Origin of the sequence: Bacillus bruguierae, from assembly GCF_037104725.1 — a bacterium.
GTDB lineage: Bacteria > Bacillota > Bacilli > Bacillales > Bacillaceae_G > Bacillus_A > Bacillus_A bruguierae.
The window spans coordinates 54,342-70,654 of the sequence record NZ_JBAWSX010000014.1 but is presented as its reverse complement, the minus strand read 5'-3'; the positions used below and the strand labels follow the sequence as shown (position 1 = coordinate 70,654).

The 16,313-nt window shown below is 36.9% G+C and carries 14 protein-coding genes and 1 riboswitch; of the genes, 6 read left to right on the top strand and 8 right to left on the bottom strand.

The annotated features are described in order from the left end of the window. Positions 1–18: 18 nt before the first annotated feature. On the bottom strand, positions 19–1,422 hold the full coding sequence (locus WAZ07_RS19890) for an amino acid permease (RefSeq protein ID WP_336473822.1): 1,404 nt from the start codon (positions 1,420–1,422) through the stop codon (positions 19–21). Between the two features lie 271 nt (positions 1,423–1,693). Here WAZ07_RS19890 and WAZ07_RS19885 point away from each other — a divergent pair, with 271 nt between their 5' ends. After that, complete coding sequence (locus tag WAZ07_RS19885) at positions 1,694–2,848, top strand: cation:proton antiporter (RefSeq protein WP_336473821.1); 1,155 nt, start codon at positions 1,694–1,696, stop codon at positions 2,846–2,848. A gap of 104 nt (positions 2,849–2,952) precedes the next feature. Here WAZ07_RS19885 and WAZ07_RS19880 read toward each other — a convergent pair whose 3' ends face one another. Beyond that, entirely contained in the window at positions 2,953–3,858 is a 906-nt protein-coding gene (locus WAZ07_RS19880) for a DMT family transporter (RefSeq protein ID WP_336473820.1), read from the bottom strand. A 271-nt stretch (positions 3,859–4,129) separates the two neighbouring features. On the opposite strand from WAZ07_RS19880, the gene WAZ07_RS19875 reads away from it, so the two are divergent. Further along, positions 4,130–4,585, top strand: coding sequence for an Lrp/AsnC family transcriptional regulator (locus WAZ07_RS19875; RefSeq protein WP_090918506.1), 456 nt, complete (start codon positions 4,130–4,132; stop codon positions 4,583–4,585). 36 nt (positions 4,586–4,621) lie between these two features. Here WAZ07_RS19875 and WAZ07_RS19870 read toward each other — a convergent pair whose 3' ends face one another. After that, positions 4,622–6,355 (bottom strand): SgrR family transcriptional regulator, encoded by a 1,734-nt coding sequence (locus tag WAZ07_RS19870; RefSeq protein ID WP_336473819.1) that lies wholly within the window; start codon positions 6,353–6,355, stop codon positions 4,622–4,624. 105 nt (positions 6,356–6,460) lie between these two features. On the opposite strand from WAZ07_RS19870, the gene WAZ07_RS19865 reads away from it, so the two are divergent. The 3 genes from WAZ07_RS19865 (at position 6,461) to WAZ07_RS19855 (ending at position 9,273) form a co-directional block, all read left to right on the top strand. Beyond that, on the top strand, positions 6,461–7,720 hold the full coding sequence (locus WAZ07_RS19865; protein WP_336473818.1) for an MDR family MFS transporter: 1,260 nt from the start codon (positions 6,461–6,463) through the stop codon (positions 7,718–7,720). A 273-nt stretch (positions 7,721–7,993) separates the two neighbouring features. Further along, positions 7,994–8,539: a GNAT family N-acetyltransferase gene (locus WAZ07_RS19860; protein ID WP_336473817.1), complete on the top strand. Its 546-nt coding sequence runs from the start codon at positions 7,994–7,996 to the stop codon at positions 8,537–8,539. 188 nt (positions 8,540–8,727) lie between these two features. Beyond that, positions 8,728–9,273, top strand: a complete 546-nt coding sequence (locus WAZ07_RS19855; RefSeq protein WP_336473816.1) for a GNAT family N-acetyltransferase — start codon at positions 8,728–8,730, stop codon at positions 9,271–9,273. A 146-nt stretch (positions 9,274–9,419) separates the two neighbouring features. On the opposite strand, the gene WAZ07_RS19850 is transcribed toward WAZ07_RS19855, so the two are convergent. Next, positions 9,420–10,520: an ABC transporter permease gene (locus WAZ07_RS19850; protein ID WP_336473815.1), complete on the bottom strand. Its 1,101-nt coding sequence runs from the start codon at positions 10,518–10,520 to the stop codon at positions 9,420–9,422. A gap of 640 nt (positions 10,521–11,160) precedes the next feature. Beyond that, positions 11,161–12,579 carry an amino acid permease gene (locus WAZ07_RS19845; RefSeq protein ID WP_090918492.1) on the bottom strand — a complete coding sequence of 473 codons (1,419 nt, stop codon included), beginning with the start codon at positions 12,577–12,579 and terminating at the stop codon, positions 11,161–11,163. Positions 12,580–12,711: 132 nt separating this feature from the next. Continuing rightward, positions 12,712–12,891: riboswitch (Lysine riboswitch) on the bottom strand. 265 nt (positions 12,892–13,156) lie between these two features. On the opposite strand from WAZ07_RS19845, the gene WAZ07_RS19840 reads away from it, so the two are divergent. Next, positions 13,157–13,486, top strand: a complete 330-nt coding sequence (locus WAZ07_RS19840; protein WP_336473814.1) for a hypothetical protein — start codon at positions 13,157–13,159, stop codon at positions 13,484–13,486. A 58-nt stretch (positions 13,487–13,544) separates the two neighbouring features. Here the strand turns inward: WAZ07_RS19840 and WAZ07_RS19835 are convergent, their stop codons facing one another. The 3 genes from WAZ07_RS19835 to WAZ07_RS19825 all read right to left on the bottom strand — a co-directional run bounded on the left by WAZ07_RS19835 (position 13,545) and on the right by WAZ07_RS19825 (position 15,865). Continuing rightward, positions 13,545–13,730 carry a hypothetical protein gene (locus tag WAZ07_RS19835; protein ID WP_336473813.1) on the bottom strand — a complete coding sequence of 62 codons (186 nt, stop codon included), beginning with the start codon at positions 13,728–13,730 and terminating at the stop codon, positions 13,545–13,547. Positions 13,731–13,999: 269 nt separating this feature from the next. Then, positions 14,000–14,185, bottom strand: a complete 186-nt coding sequence (locus WAZ07_RS19830; protein ID WP_336473812.1) for a hypothetical protein — start codon at positions 14,183–14,185, stop codon at positions 14,000–14,002. Positions 14,186–14,425: 240 nt separating this feature from the next. Further along, entirely contained in the window at positions 14,426–15,865 is a 1,440-nt protein-coding gene (locus tag WAZ07_RS19825; protein ID WP_336473811.1) for an NADP-dependent glyceraldehyde-3-phosphate dehydrogenase, read from the bottom strand. Positions 15,866–16,313: the final 448 nt, after the last annotated feature.

The window sequence follows — 16,313 nt, the reverse complement described above, 5'->3', positions numbered from 1 at the left end:
GATAGCGAGCTTGCTTTTTTACGCTTCTTTTTTCTCATCGTTTGACTTAGAAAGAATTAAATGACTGTTTCGTTTTGAGTAGAAAAAGTATACACATAAACCAATTGTTAGCCATATTCCAAAGCTAATCCACGTTTCTTTTGACAGGTTGAACATCAAGTATAGACAACAGCAAATTGCAATGATCGGTAAAATAGGGACAAATGGGACTCGAAATGCTCGTGGTAAGTCTGGGTGTGTTTTTCGTAGAATCAATACTGCAAAGCAAACGAACGTGAATGCTGTTAATGTACCGATACTTACAAGGTTTGCAAGCATGTGTAAATCTAATAAGCCAGCAAGTGCCGCAGCGCCAATCCCCATAATCCATGTGTTTACTAAAGGAATTTTAAATTTTTCATTTACGCGAGATAATGCTTTTGGCAGTAGTCCATCACGGCTCATCGCATAGGAGACGCGGACTTGTCCATACATAACGACAAGAATAACGGTTGTCATCCCCGTCATTGCCCCTACAGCTAGTAAACTAGCAACTGTATCTTCACCAACAAACCTTAATGCATAAGCAACTGGATCTGATACGTCTAGTTGTGTGTAAGGAACCATCCCTGTTAATACAAAAGAAACGATGATATATAGTACGGTACAAATAAGAAGAGAGCCGATAATTCCAATTGGCAGGTCGCGCTGCGGTTTCTTTGTTTCTTCGGCAGCAGTTGCAATCGCATCAAAGCCTAAAAAAGCAAAGAATACAGTTGCAGCCCCGGCGATAATTCCGTCGTAGCCAAACGGTAGAAACGGTGTCCAGTTTTCTGGTTTTACATATTTTGCACCGGCAACGATAAAAGCAATAATGACGGCTAATTTAATTAATACCATAATATTATTGATACGTGCGCTTTCACGAATGCCTCTACCTAAAAGTAATGTAATAAAAAGGATAATGAGGACAGCTGGTAAATCAATGAGGCCTCCTTTTCCTATACCAGGGGCCGAAGCGATCGTGGCCGGGAGTTTGATTCCAAATCCAAGCAGTAGTGATTGTAAATAACCAGACCAACCAACGGCAACTGCAGCAACTGCGAGTAAATATTCAAGCATTAAACACCAGCCGACGATAAAAGCGACAATTTCTCCAACTGTCATATAAGCATATGTATACACGCTTCCTGAAATAGGGATAGAGGATGAAAACTCAGCATAGCAAAAAGCAACACATGCACAAGTAAAGGCAGCGATGAGAAAAGATAGCATAATAGCAGGACCAGCGTGCTTTGCCGCAACAATGCCGGTTAAAACAAAAATGCCTGTTCCAATCACAGCTCCAATGCCTAAAAAGGTTAAATCAAGGGCACTTAATGTTCGACTCAGCTGACGTGGTGCTTCGGTCGTAAGGGGTTTCTTTCGTAAAAGTGTTTTCAAATTCAAATCTCCTCTCCGTAAAATGGTGGTCTTTCTTACTTCCGCTAGAAAACGGGATAGACACAACTGCGAGGTTTCGTAGCACCTGAAAGAACGAAGTAGAGAGTCAAGATTGTATGACATATAAATACAATGGAGAATGGTGCAGTTGTACTTTTTGGAATAAATATGTAATTTTACTTGTGAATTTATCATATTTCAGAATATTTTGTCAATAAAAACTGTAACAAATAAAACGACACAATTAAGCGAACACTACAGTAAGAAACGAATGCATTTTTACGTAGGAGAAGATATCATGTTATTTTATTTTGAACTTGTCGTCATTTTACTTTGTACAAAACTGGCCGGTGATATTAGCGTACGGCTTGGACAACCATCTGTATTAGGAAAGTTAATAATCGGGATTGTAATTGGTCCGGCAATGCTTGGTATTATCAATAGTTCTGAGCTGATTGATGAATTGAGTGAAATTGGTGTATTGCTTCTTATGTTTATGGCTGGGCTTGAAACAGATTTAGAGGAATTAAGCCGTAATCTTACATCATCCTTTGCTGTGGCGATAGGGGGAATTATCTTTCCGTTTGTCGGCGGATATGTTGGTGGTCTTTTGTTTGGGATGGTGCAGGCGCATGCGATTTTTTTAGGGCTACTTCTTTGTGCTACTTCTGTTAGTATTTCCGTGCAAACATTACGAGATTTAGGAAAAATGAATACGAGGGAAAGCATAACGATCTTAGGAGCAGCTGTATTCGATGACGTGATCGTTGTTATATTACTAGCATTTGTGATGAGTTTTCTCGGTGCGCAATATGTGAATATAACGATCGTAATTGCTAAGAAAATTATCTTTTTTATTACTATTTTTCTCATTAGCTGGAAGGCTGTTCCTTTCATTATGAAAATTTTGTCGCCGCTTCGTGTTTCAGAATCATTAATTAGCGCGGCGCTCATTATTTGTTTTTCCTTTGCCTATTACAGTGAAATGATGGGGATTGCCGGGATTATCGGAGCGTTTGCAGCAGGAATTGCCATTTCCCAAACTACATATAAGCATGAAGTAGAACATAAAATTGAACCAATTGCCTATGCAATTTTTGTTCCTATCTTTTTCGTGAGTATTGGGATGGAAATTACGTTTCAAGGATTAGGGAATCAAATATGGTTTATTATCATTATGACTGTTATTGCTATATTAACAAAATTAATCGGCTCAGGACTTGGAGCTCGGTTAACAGGATTTGATTTACGTTCATCCATTAGTATTGGAGCAGGAATGGTATCAAGAGGAGAAGTAGCACTCATTATTGCTTCAAACGGATTGACTGCCAATTTATTGGCGAAAGAGAGTTTTACATCCATTGTTATCGTTGTTATTTTGACGACAATTATTACGCCGCCATTGTTGAAGAAGTATTTTGTGTGAGAGCTGGCAAAGGCATCTATGTGCCTTTGCCAGCTCAAGTTTTGTATCGATTATCGGCGATTCGACACGATAAAAAGACTCTTCGACAATGTTTGGCATACTTCTTAATGAGTCTTTGCCAAGCGGGTCGATGTATATGAAGTGGTACTAGATTTAAAGTGTGAAAATAAGTAACAGCCACCAATCACAATCATACTTCCGACGATTTGAATCCACGTCATCTGTTCTCCTAATAAGAGAAACGCTAAAATAGCAGTGAAAATCGGGTTGAAATTCAAGAAAATACCAGCTGTAGTCGCCCCTAATTTTTGGACGCCGATATTCCAGAAAACCATACATAACACAGTTGAAATTACACCTGTGTACAGGATAGATCCTAAGAACGAAGCGTTTACATTTGAAATGGTGAAATCAGAGATATTAAAGGGAATCAATATGATAATACCAAAGATACCAGAATATAAAGTAGACATCATTGGCGTTGTCTTTTTCGTTGCCCATCTACTGCAAACAGAATAAATGCCCCATACGCATACCGCGGCCATCATCCACCAATCACCGATATTAAAATGTAAGGAAAACAGTGCATCTATTTTTCCTTTTGAAAGAACAAGCGTAACGCCAAAAAAGGAAATAATCATTGATGTGATTTGCCATATATTTATTTTTTCTTTTAAAAATAGCGCCGAACAAACAGCGATAGAAATCGTATTTAACGTAGAAATAAGTCCAACATTTGTTGCTGATGTATGCTCTAACGCCCAAAATTGAAATATGTTAAAGAAAACAACACCAGTAACTCCCATTAGAAATAAAGGAAGAATTGCCTCTTTCGGCGGGAATAGTTTCTTTTCTTTCAGCCAAACAATGGGGAAAAGGCAAATGACTGCAATGCCCCAGCGAAGAGTCGTAAGTGTCATCGGCGAAGCATGCCCGACAAGAGATTTTCCCACAACGAAATTTCCGCCCCACAATAGGCTTGTGATGAGTAATAAAATAACATAAGGCATAATACGAGTTAGCTCCTTTTACAAGAAAGTAGGGCTTGCGCATTGCCCGTTTGATGAAAGAAAGCCACTGTGCACGGTGGTGTAATATATATACTTTAAACTATGTAAATTGTAGCATTTTTCTTGTTTGTCATATATGTTATTTTGTATAATTAATAAAATTCGAAATAATATAAAGCGATTATGCTATTTTACGAAATGTTGTTCATTTTAAGTGCGGTTGTTATGTGTTTTCGCGAATAATCGTTTGCTTTGAAAAGGGAGATTGGAAATGGAACGGTTAGATGATTTAGATGTTCAAATTTTAAATGTGCTGCAACAAGAAGGGCAGCTGAGCAATGCGGAGGTTGCAAGACGCGTTAATCTTTCACCGCCAGCTACGCACGCACGGGTGAAACGATTAGAAAACGAAGGATTTATTAATCGGCAAGTAGCTATTTTAAATCAAGAGAAACTTGGATTTGACTTATTATGCTTTATTTTTGTTAGTACAAATATTCATCAAGCAGAGAAGCTTGAAGTGTTAGAGAAAGCGATGCGCGAAATGCCAGAAGTATTAGAATGTCATTGTTTAACGGGGGAGTATGATTATATTTTAAAAGTGGTGCATCGCGATCGAAATGAACTGGAACGTTTTATTCGTAAATTAAATATGCTCGGCATTACGAGAATTCAAACGAGTTTAGCGCTAAGAGAGATTAAGTATTCTACTGTGTTACCTTTGTAAAGTGAAAAAGAAGGCGGAGCTGTTTAGCTCCGCCTCTTATGCATGAGGACGAATCCACAGTTTCGCAAAGTCCGTCCACCCGAACGAATCGATGGTGACATTTTGCAAGGCGGATGGGAAACTTCTTCTTTTTAAGACATGGTAGTAAAAGATAAGAAGATACTGGTCACTAAGAAGTTTTTCGATTGTAGATATGAAGTCATATCGTTTTTCTTTACTTGGCTCTGCTATAAAGCGGTCAAGCATGCTTTCAATTTGCTTATGATAATGCGGATGTCTAAAACGATGAACAAAGCAGCTTTTATTTTTAAAGATATGTAGAAAAGCCATTTCAAGATTAGCGTCGAGCACTTCTCCTGTTAAAATGATATCAGCTTGCTTGGCAATCTCTTTGTTAAAGTAATCAGTGACTGGAAAGGGATGAAGCTGTAAACATATGCCGAGTGGTTCACATCGTTTTTGTAACCAGATTGCATCGTACTCGCTACCTTTAACCGCAAAGAAATAGATGTGTAGCGTCTCTCCGTTATATGTACTTTGTTGCAGGTATTCTTTCGCTTTCGATAAAGATGTTTCTTTATGCATTGTACGGCTTTTATCGGGAAAGAAGCTATAAGCTGGCATTGTACGATTATCACCAAGATCTTGGATTAACGATAAGGGATCCATGATTTCTGCCCACGCTTTTCGGAAGTAGATATCATGCTGCGGGCCGTTTTTTTGAAAGTTAAATGCTGCGTATATACAGCCAATTTCTTCTGTTTCCACCGCCTTTTCTTCTTTACACCCCATGTTCGGTAATTCGTAATTTGTTCGTATTTTTGACTGCTTTGGAACAAACCAAAATTCAATCTGATCAAGGAGTGCCCGCTCTTTAAAATAATCTGGAAATGCTTCTAAAATAATATGATCTTCGGTAAGACTTTTTATTTTAAAGGGACCTGTGCCAATATACTGGTGATTTTGGATCATTACATCATGCGGTAAAATGGATAATTGCACAGAGCTTACGTAATGTAGAAAAAATCGATTTGGTTTTCGTAAATGAAAGATAACTTGCAGAGGAGATGGATTGTCTATTTTCGCAATTCCCTCTGTTAACCAGTCAAAAGGAGATTGAACGGTCTGTAACCTTTCAAAGGAGAAGATTACATCTTTTCCTGATAATGTTTGCCCGTGATGAAAACGAACACCTTTACGCAGGTAGAATGTCCAAGTAAGTTGATTATCGCTTACTTCCCACGTATGTGCCAAATGCGGCTCAATTTCGTCCGTTTTCTCGTTATATTTCACTAATGTATCAACGAGTTGGCTAATAAGATGACTTTCTGTTGTCACAGCTGCAAAAGCTGGATCAATGGGGAGTAATTTTCGATTATATGGAATTTTTAGCACATCATACAGATCATCTGAAGTTGTATATCCAAAATAAGTATTTAATCGTTCTTCTATTTGTTCTTTCAGTAAAAAAGGCAACGGTTCTTTCAATAGAAGGAAAACTTCTTTTAACTTCTCATTTTTTAAAAGTTCTTCAACATGCGGCAAAATCGCTTCTGTAAATGTATGAAGAAAGTGAATTTCCGTTTTATTTCCCCGGCCTCTTCCTGGTATCCAGTCAATCAGTTTTTCTTCACTCATTTTCTTCAGTAAAATCTTCACATTTTTTGTACTGCAAAATAAAATAGCGGCCAGTTCTTGGAGACTATTTTGAATATGCTGTTCATTTGGAAAGGAAAGTCTTAGCCGAATATAGTGGTCCATAATTTTCATGTTATACAGCTCCTTTTTCTAAAAGGGGAAACTCTTCAGAATATTTTAACCTTTTTCTTCCTCTTTTTCAAAGTAAAATGAAGAAACAGAAGGAGGAGGAAACAAATGGGATTTTGGTCAATGCATCGCAACATTAAAATTAGAATTATTACATCCTTTTTAACTCGAACAGTAGGAACGATGATTTTTCCATTTATGGCAATTTACTTTTCCATAAAATTAGGAGCGGCATTAGCGGGATTCTTATTGTTATTGAATGTAATTGCGTCGCTTATTGTTGGTTTATATGGCGGCTATATTGCCGATACATTAGGACGGAAAAAGGTCATGATTATCGGACAGGTGATTCAAGTCATTTCTATTGCTTGCATGGGAGTTGTGAACTCAGACTATATAGATTCAGCTTGGCTTACATTTGTATTTTTACTGATCAATAGCATCGGTTCTGGCGTGATGAATCCAGCAACAGAAGCAATGCTAATTGATGTAAGTACACCGGAAAACCGAAAAATGATGTACAGCATTAATTACTGGGCAATCAATTTATCGATTGCGATCGGTGCGATTTTCGGCGGACTTCTCTTTGAACATTATCGTTTTCAATTATTTATGCTGCTGACAGGTATTGCATTATTAACACTGTATTTAATTACAGTTTACATGGAAGAAGTATATGTCGTTCAAAAGAAAGTAGAAAAGAAAAACGTATTAACAGATATGGTGAGCAATTACCGAGTAGTCGTGAAAGACAAGGCATTTATCGTATTATGTTTAGGAAGTATATGCGCATTATCATTAGAGTTTCAAATTAATAACTATATCGGTGTCCGTCTGCAAAAAGAATTTGAAACGATAACATTTTCACTTTGGAACGGAAATAGTTTTGACTTAACAGGGATTCGGATGCTAAGCTGGATCTCCACTGAAAATACAGTACTAGTCGTTTTCTTTTCAGCGCTTATAGTAAAAATCATGAATCACTTTGAGGACCGGAAAGTACTGTATACAGGTTTATTTATCTATACAATTGGATTTACGATATTTGGAGCAAGTAACAGTCTATGGGTTTTATTACTCGCAGGTTTGTTCCAAACAATTGGAGAAATGATGTATGTGCCAGTCAGCCAATCGATTCGGGCAGATATGGCAAGAGACGATGCGAGAAGTTCTTATATGGCCATAAACGGCATGGTCTTTCAAATCGCAAAGATGGTTGGAACGCTCGGCATTATGATTGGTTCCGTTATTGCATCTTGGGGAATGAGTATCTTGTACTGCTTCATAGGAATTAGTAGTATTGTCTTATTTAAGAAAGCAGTTGATATGTATCATCGTCAAGGGGAGAAGGTAGAGAAGATAGGATAATGAGAAGGCTACTTGTTTTATTAACCTTTCTATTATATTAAAGTAAGTGTGAAAGATAGAAGATATGTATATAAGCTAAAAAAACGACATAAAACCCCTTTCTTTTAGGGGAGGACAAGAGCATCTGGCCGCGCATGGAGCGGTCAGGGCCTTTTCCTGCCACATGCAAGGTTTGAAACAAAAGAGCGGGTCGGTAGCGAGCGTGTTGTATTCTGCATAGCGGTGAATTATGTGTCGAAACATTAAAACAGATTTATATAGGAGATAATTATAATGAAAATTAGCCCAAAAGAATTTTATAGTCGTAATATACGTTATATGATTAGGTCAGCAATGGAAGAAGATGCAAAAAATTTATCTGAAGTACGATTACAAATAGATGGCGAAACAGAGAATTTAGATAGAGAAAAAGGCGAAGCATACATAGATGAAGCTGGTTTTAAAAAAATCATTAAAGAGGATACAGACAGTGTGAGTAATCTATTTTTAGTAGCTGAAGTGAATGGAAGAATTGCAGGTTTTTCAAGGTGTGAAGGGAACAAATTGAAAAGAACATCTCATAAAGTAGAATTTGGCGTGTGCGTATTACAAGAGTATTGGGGATACGGTATTGGAAAGAACTTCTTAACAGAATCCATCAATTGGGCAGACTCGCATGGAATTAAGAAAATCACTTTGAATGTTCTTGAAACGAACGATAAAGCGAAAAGTCTTTATGAAAGATACGGTTTTGAAGTAGAAGGGATTTTAAAAAATGATAAAATTTTATCGGATGGAAATTACTATAATACTATTTTGATGGGAAGATTTAATGGGTAAAGTGTTATATATAAATGTAAATTGAAACCCGATATAAAACCCCCTCTTTAGGGGAGGGCCTTTTTCTGCCACATGCGAGGTTTGAAACAAAAGGAGCAGGCCAGTAGTGGGCATGTTGTATTCTACATAGTAGCGATTTGTATGTTAAAAAATCAAAGTGAATATATATAGAACAAGGAAGTGGGAGAATGTTTCCTATTTTAAAAACAGAAAGACTAATTTTGAGAGAACTAATAGAAGATGATGCACAAGGAATATTGAATTGCTTTTCAAATGAGGATGTATTACGTTACTACGGACAAAATCCATTAACAGATCTAGAACAGGTTGAAAATATAATTAGGAATTTTTCAAATAACTATAAAGAAAAACGTGGGATAAAATGGGGAATTCAAATAAAAGAAACAGAAGGAATTATTGGAACGATTGGATTTCATGACTGGTCTTTCGAACATAAGAGAGCGGAAATCGCTTATGCCCTTTTACCTGAACACTGGGGAAAAGGGTATGCCGCTGAAGCAGTTTTAAAAGTTATATCATACGGATTTCATGAGCTACATTTAACTCGGATTGGAGCAGTTGTTTTTACAGAAAATAAAGCATCTAATGTACTACTAACAAAATTAGGCTTTCAAAAAGAAGGCGTTCTTAGAAATTATATATATCAAAATAATGTTGCATATGATACGAACGTTTACTCCTTGCTTCCAACTACTGCCTATACTCGGAATTAAGTTTATCGGCGATTTTCACGATATATCGGTGCAAATGATGTATTTATCGGCGGTTTTTCTAATATATCGGCGATTCGACAGGGAATAAAGACCCTTCGGCAATGTTCGAAATAAAAAGAATCCATTGTGATCAAAATGGATTCTTTTTATTTCAGTAAAATAACCCCGAAAAAGAACAAAAACTGTATAAAACTCACTCTATAGATAAACGTCATAAAAGCCCGCTTTCGCTCTACAAGTGAAACTGGATACAATGCTACAATACTATTTCCCGAAAAATAATTCCAAAGAGCACGAAGTTGTAAAAATGATATGTATAGGAAACATAACGTGACGATTCCTTTTCCAATAAAGGTGGGAATGTAGTAGGAAAGAAAGCCTCCTACTAAAGTTAATCGTATATACATACCAAAGTAATCGTTAGTACGTACAAAGGATAAACTATACAAATATAAAAAAGGAGATTGTTTTTTATACAAGATTTGTTCAATCCAGGTGGTGAGCCACTTTCTTTGTTTGACTTGTTGTTTAATTTGCGGTACATCTGTAAAGAAATGTACAAATTGATAAAAGCGCATGTCCATTTGTTCTTCTTGCTCTATTAAATATTCCCAACGAATGTGCCTTTTTTGTTTGTTCATCGTATATAAAAATAAGAGCGTTATGACAAGGAGTATACTTCCTACAACCGTAATGGAAGAGAATTGAAATATTGTATATGTAATAGCTGCATTGCAGAATATCCGAATAAGTAACCAGTATGAAGCAAAGTCTGTATTTCTATATGTCCAATGTATGTACATATTCCACCACTTTATAAAAGCAAGAATGACAAAGACTCCGCATAAAAAAGCGGGAGTTGTATGTAATGATTGCTGGGCAAGAGGTGTAATGATGAGTACCGCGCATAATAATGGAAAGAGTTGCATGATATAACTATATAAAAGAGAACGCTTAACATAGTAGGCTAGTTTTTCTTCTATCGGCAATAGATATAGGATATCTGGCTTTTGTAAAAATGTTCGAATGGGAGAACGAGTGAGTATAACCGTAAGTAAAATCATCACAATGGTTAATGCAACAGACTCAGATGGAAAGGAACGAAGAAATTTTGCATAATAATAGCCGCCAGTGCCAAAAAGAATAAGGAAGCTATAAACTAGACCACTTACAATACGAGCAAAGTACATCGTGATTTTTTGTAGATGTTGCTGGAAACGACTCGTCCAAAGTGTTTCGATTGTCACTATAGCCACCTCTATATTGTAGATTGTTACGATTTGAAATATATGAACAGGTCTTCGAAGCGACTCAATACCCATTTTTTCGAAAATGTTCTAGTCTTTTATTTTTCTGTTTTCCTTTTTTAGGTATGTGTTCGGTTGTCATGCATAGGCTTGCTGCAATATACATGCAATTAGCTATTATTAATACCATTATAGGCAAAGACATAATAGGTAAAGTAGGGAAGACAGCTAAACACATAAGAGATGGGCGGTTTAGAATAATCGCGAATAAGACAAAAATTGTCGATATGAGCAGGCAGGAAAGAGCTATTATCATTTCCATATTTAAATAAAATTTGCGAATACACACAGTTAAATTGAGAACGCATCCAAGAATCCCTAATAAATATCCTATAATGTGCACAACACTTCTCTTTTTGAAAACTTGTAACATGTTGCAAATACTCCTTATTCCTTTTTCTGTTATTTTATCATATGCACATCACGATATCATGGGTGAATTTGGAAAATATCTTTTGTTTTCACACCGCACGTGGCAGAAAAAGGTCCTGACCGCTACCACACACGGCCAGATGCTCTCGTCCACCCTAAAGAAGAGGTTTTCTTTCTTTATATGTACATAAAAAAGCAAGCTACCTTTTTAGGCAACTTGCTCGTTTTGTTTCTCTTTTTTCTCATCACGTTTCATTAATGGATAGAATGCAAATCCGACGATAAATAATCCAATGCCAAGCAGGAATGTTTTCACATCAGAAGATCCTGTTTTAATAACCCATAGTGCATAAATAAGTGCAATAGCCGCAATGATTCCATCTATGATACGAGAACCTTTTTGATTTTCGTATGTTTCACCTGTCATAACAAGTTTAAGCTGGAAGATTGGTGAAACGAGATATGGAATTAAGTAGGCAAGTGTTGAAACGGTAATAACAAATGTATACGCCTCGGCAATTGTCCCGGATAGTGTTGAGAATAGGAACACTTGCGACATAATGTTTGTTATACGAAGCGAATAAATCGGGCTCCCTTTTTTATTTGTTTTTGTAAAGAAAGATGGAAAGAATCCTTCTTTTGCTGCTTGATATGGTACTTCTGAACTTAATAAAACCCAACCTAGGATGGATCCAAATAAAGAAGTAAGTGCAAGCAGCGCCATTAATTTTCCGCCGCCATGTCCCATTGCTGCAGATAATGCATCTGCTAATGGTCGTTCAGATGCTTGTAGTTTATCGACATGAAGAACGCCCATTGTTAAGATTGTAATTCCTAAATAGATACCAACTGTTAATAGTAAGCCAGTAACAGTTGCGCGTTTTACTGTTTTTGGTGAAACAGCACGGTTTGATAATAAGACAGCTGACTCGATGCCGATAAAGGCCCAAAGTGTTGTTAAGGCAGCTAAGTTTACTTGTGATAATAGTCCGTGTGAAACGCCTTCTTTATCAATAATCGGTGTATACCATTGTCCAAGTTTAGATGCTTGGAAGGCAAATAACGTTACCACAATGAAGAGAAGGAATCCTGTTACTTTCGTTGTTGTTGCAAGGAAGTTCAATTTCCCAGCACCGTTTATGCCGTTCGTTAAAATCATATGTGTCCCCCACAGTAAAAGGGTACAAATAGAGAACGTAATTAGTTTTCCAACTTCAATGTTGAACGTTCCGATTGAAAATAATACATGCGTATCTTTCATAATTGGGAAAAAGAGCGATAAATAACCAGCAAATGATGTAATGATCGCTACGTTACTTGCCCAGTTTGCAACCCAGTAGCCCCATACGATGCTAAAACCCGCCATTTTTTTCGTTTTTTGTGAAGAAAAGAGTGCATAAGCATGACTTTGCGGACCTGTTGTTAAATCGGGACGACGAATTGCTAAATTACCGAAAACAAGAGCTAACATTAACACGCCAAATCCTGTCGTTAACCAAGCTAATGTAACACCAAGAGGACTAGCTGTTTGTGCTAATGTACTCGGAACCATGAAAATACCAGCTCCGACCATATTTCCAACTACAAATGCAGTGAGTACCCAAAAACCCCATTTTTTTTGTTGCATAGAAACTACCTCCAAAATTAGTATAACCAAGTCAAGCGAGGAGATATGTATGTGTTTGAAGTTCCAAACAAAACAAAAAAGCGCGTATATGTTCACGCGCTTCTCAATCTTATTAAGAAACCCACGGACATATCTCTCGATAGCTCTCCACAAGCAAACAGCTTGTGACAGTCCTGCACTTATTCAATGCAGACCCAGCAAAAAAGCGTTGTGGATACTTCTTGCTTCGGCAATTATTCCTTTCAGATTTGTTCAGCGATGCCACACATCTCCCAAATCATACTATTAATAATTGCAACCTCTACCTCACCGAGATACGAATGAGGATTTATATATAAAGTTAACATAACCAAGGGTAACAAATGGATTTTTATTCGTCAATGCAAATAAATATAATCAGATGATTGAGATAATAAAGTATGTTTTAAATAATGAAACAACTTCTGGATTTGCATCATACAATATGTATATAAAAGAAGGAGAAAGTGCAGCTTTTATCATGAAGAGCACTTTATTTGAGAGGGATAAACGGATGGAGAGCTGGTTAAAGAGAAACTGTTTTATATGTGGAAAGGAAATGTACAGGTGTGAAAAACCGGATCCGATAGAGGAGCTAAAAAAACAAAATGAAGAACTCGCAGTTTCTTTAGAACAATGTATGAGGTTACTCTATAATATACAAACGAATGTAAGTAAAAAAACAGAAAAGAGTGCATTACCTCCTCTTTTTTCGTTAGGAGATAAGATAGAAGTATTTGACGGGGAAACAAGTACAGAAGGGATCTTTATTGAGTGTACAAATGAATGGTTATATTGGATTAACGTAGATTATGATTTAACCATTAGTCATATAAAAAGTGTAAAGCGTATTATAAAAAAAGAGTCTATTCAAAAAGGGTATGTATAACTCTTTTTGAATAGGCCCAGTATCTTTTTGTGAAAGGGTTAAATAATTTTATAGGTAATTAGGAAACTTTACGAATGCTAATTGTATCTAAACTTGTAATGTTAATATTTGCAAAGCTATCCACCCAGATTAAGAAGTTGTTGTCTACACGAATGAAAACACCTTGAGCGTCAATTTCATTTCCTGCTGAAAAAACGCGAATTTTATCGCCTTCTACTAAGCCGTTTAATCTTGATACTGCCATGAGTCCGCCTCCTCTCTATCAGAAGTTAATATATATATATGAAAATGTTAGAGAGTGTGTGCGAGAGAGAGGTAGTACTAGCAACCATTTTTATAGAGTTACATTACATGCAATACTGTTATTTTCTCACACGTCATAGATTCAAAATTCTTACGAATAGTTTGTGCATCGTTAATCTGAACAGAGTCTATTCAAAAAGGATTAATATAACTCCTTTTGATATAGACCCAGTGTCTTTTTGTGAAAGTGTAAAACAATTTTATAGGTAATTAGGAAACTTTACGAACGCTAATTGTATCTAAGCTTGTAACGTTGATATTTGCAAAGTTATCAACCCAAACTAAGAAGTTGTTTTCTACGCGAATGAAAACGCCTTGACCGTCAATTTCACGTCCTGCTGAAAACACACGAATTTTGTCGCCTTCCACTAGGCCGTTTAATCTTGATACTGCCATAAGAACGCCTCCTCTCTATCAGAAGTTAATATATATATATGAAAATGATATAGAGTGTGTGCGAGAGAAATATAGTGCTAGCAACCATTTTTATAAAATATAAAAAGAAGTAGAAATTATTTTCTACTTCTTTTTACTTTGTTTTTTTGTTTGAAACCTCGCAAGTGGCAGAAAAAAGCCCTGACCGCTACTATGCATGGCCAGGTGCTCTCGCCCACCTAAAAAAGAGGTTTTCTGTCTTTACATCAAATTCAATACTGTTACTTTCTCGCGTGTCATAGATTCAAGGCTTTTACGAATACCTTGTGCGCCCATACCAGAACCTTTTACACCGATGAATGGGAAGTGATCTGGGCCGCGCTCAGTGCGTCCGTTAATTTGAACAGAGCCTGTTTCAATTTTGTTTGCGATGTGAAATGCTTTGTTAATATCTTTTGTAAATACACTTGCTTGTAAACCAAACTCAGATTTGTTTGCAATTTCAATTGCTTGTTCGTCAGAAGAAACGCGAATGACTGGAAGAATCGGACCGAATGGCTCTTCCCAAGCGACTTTCATATCTTCCGTTACATGATCAAGAAGTGTTGGATAGATTAAGTTACGCTCACGTTTGTTGCCGATGACAACAGTTGCACCTTTTTGCACTGCATCGTCTACTAAACTTTGAACGAAATCAGCAGATTTATCATCGATTAATGGTACGATCGTGCTGTCTTGTTCCGGAGAACCAACAGATAACTTTGCAATTTCATCTTTTAATAAGCGAACAAGTTCATCTGCTACATGTTCATGTACAAGTACGCGTTTAATCGCTGTGCATCGTTGACCGGAGTAAGAGAATGCCCCGCTAATAATATGTTTGGCAGCTTCTTGTAAGTCTGCGTCCTCGCGTACAATACCAGGATCTTTTCCGCCAAGTTCAAGGACAAGTGGGATCATTGCCGCTTTTTTCGCTAAATGCGTTCCTGTGTGTGTACCACCTGTGAACGATACCATATCGATGCCAGAATGCTCTACTAAGTAATCACCAATGACAGAACCACGTCCTGTTACTACGTTAACAAGTCCTTTTGGAAGGCCTGCTTTATGCAAGGCTTCAATCATTTTAATACCGCTAATTGCACCTTGTGTAGCCGGTTTAAAGATAACGGCGTTTCCTGTAATAAGGGCCGGTGCAAGCTTGGCAGCTGCTAAGTTGACAGGATAGTTAAATGGTGAGATGGCAAGAACGACGCCAAGCGGAGCGCGCTGAATAATTGCAAGTTTAGATTTAGCGCCGCCAGGGAAGCTGTCGCCCATCATACTTTCACCATGCATATGCATAGCTTCATCTACTGTGTAACGAATGAAATCAGCTGTACGAACAACTTCTTTTTGTGCATCTTTATATCCTTTGCCGACTTCTTTCATGATGATATCGGCAATTTCATCTTGCATATTCACGAGCTCATCAGCCCATTTATATAAATATTGTGCACGATCTTGAAGAGACGCTTCGGACCAGTCTTTTTGAGCTTCTTTCGCCAATTGAATCGCTTCATCTACTTCCGTGCGAGTAATTGCTTGTACTTGTCCGATTACTTCATGAAGATAAGGAGAGGAAATGTCGATTGTTTGCCCCGAGGAGCTTTCTTTCCATTCTCCATTTATATAAAATTTATACGTCTTGCTAGTTTGCATCGTAAGTCCTCCTAAAAATATAGTGACTTGTAAGAGTGAGTATATGGTGATTGTATGAGGTTTGAAAAAATAATTCAAATGAAATGTTTGTGAAATCTATTTTTGGCACGGTTTTTGCATTCGCTTTCTTCATTATGAAATAAGGCTCTGTTAAAGAATTATTAACCGATCAACTCGTTTTGCTAACCGTTATATTATTATTACGATGTTTAATACTTTATCGAATTTATTCAAAATCAACATTTTTATTTAACAGATCTTAAAATAAAAAAATAATTGACAGAAAAGTCTTTAAAGTTATACAATTAAAAATGGAAAATAAAAGAAGAAGGAGGTGCGCGTGATGATTGTAATCGTATATATGAATGGCTTAGGTGTTTTACACAATAAATATCATCACGCAACCTCTACGGACAAATAACGCTTCTTGTTAGTTTAAAAAGAAAGC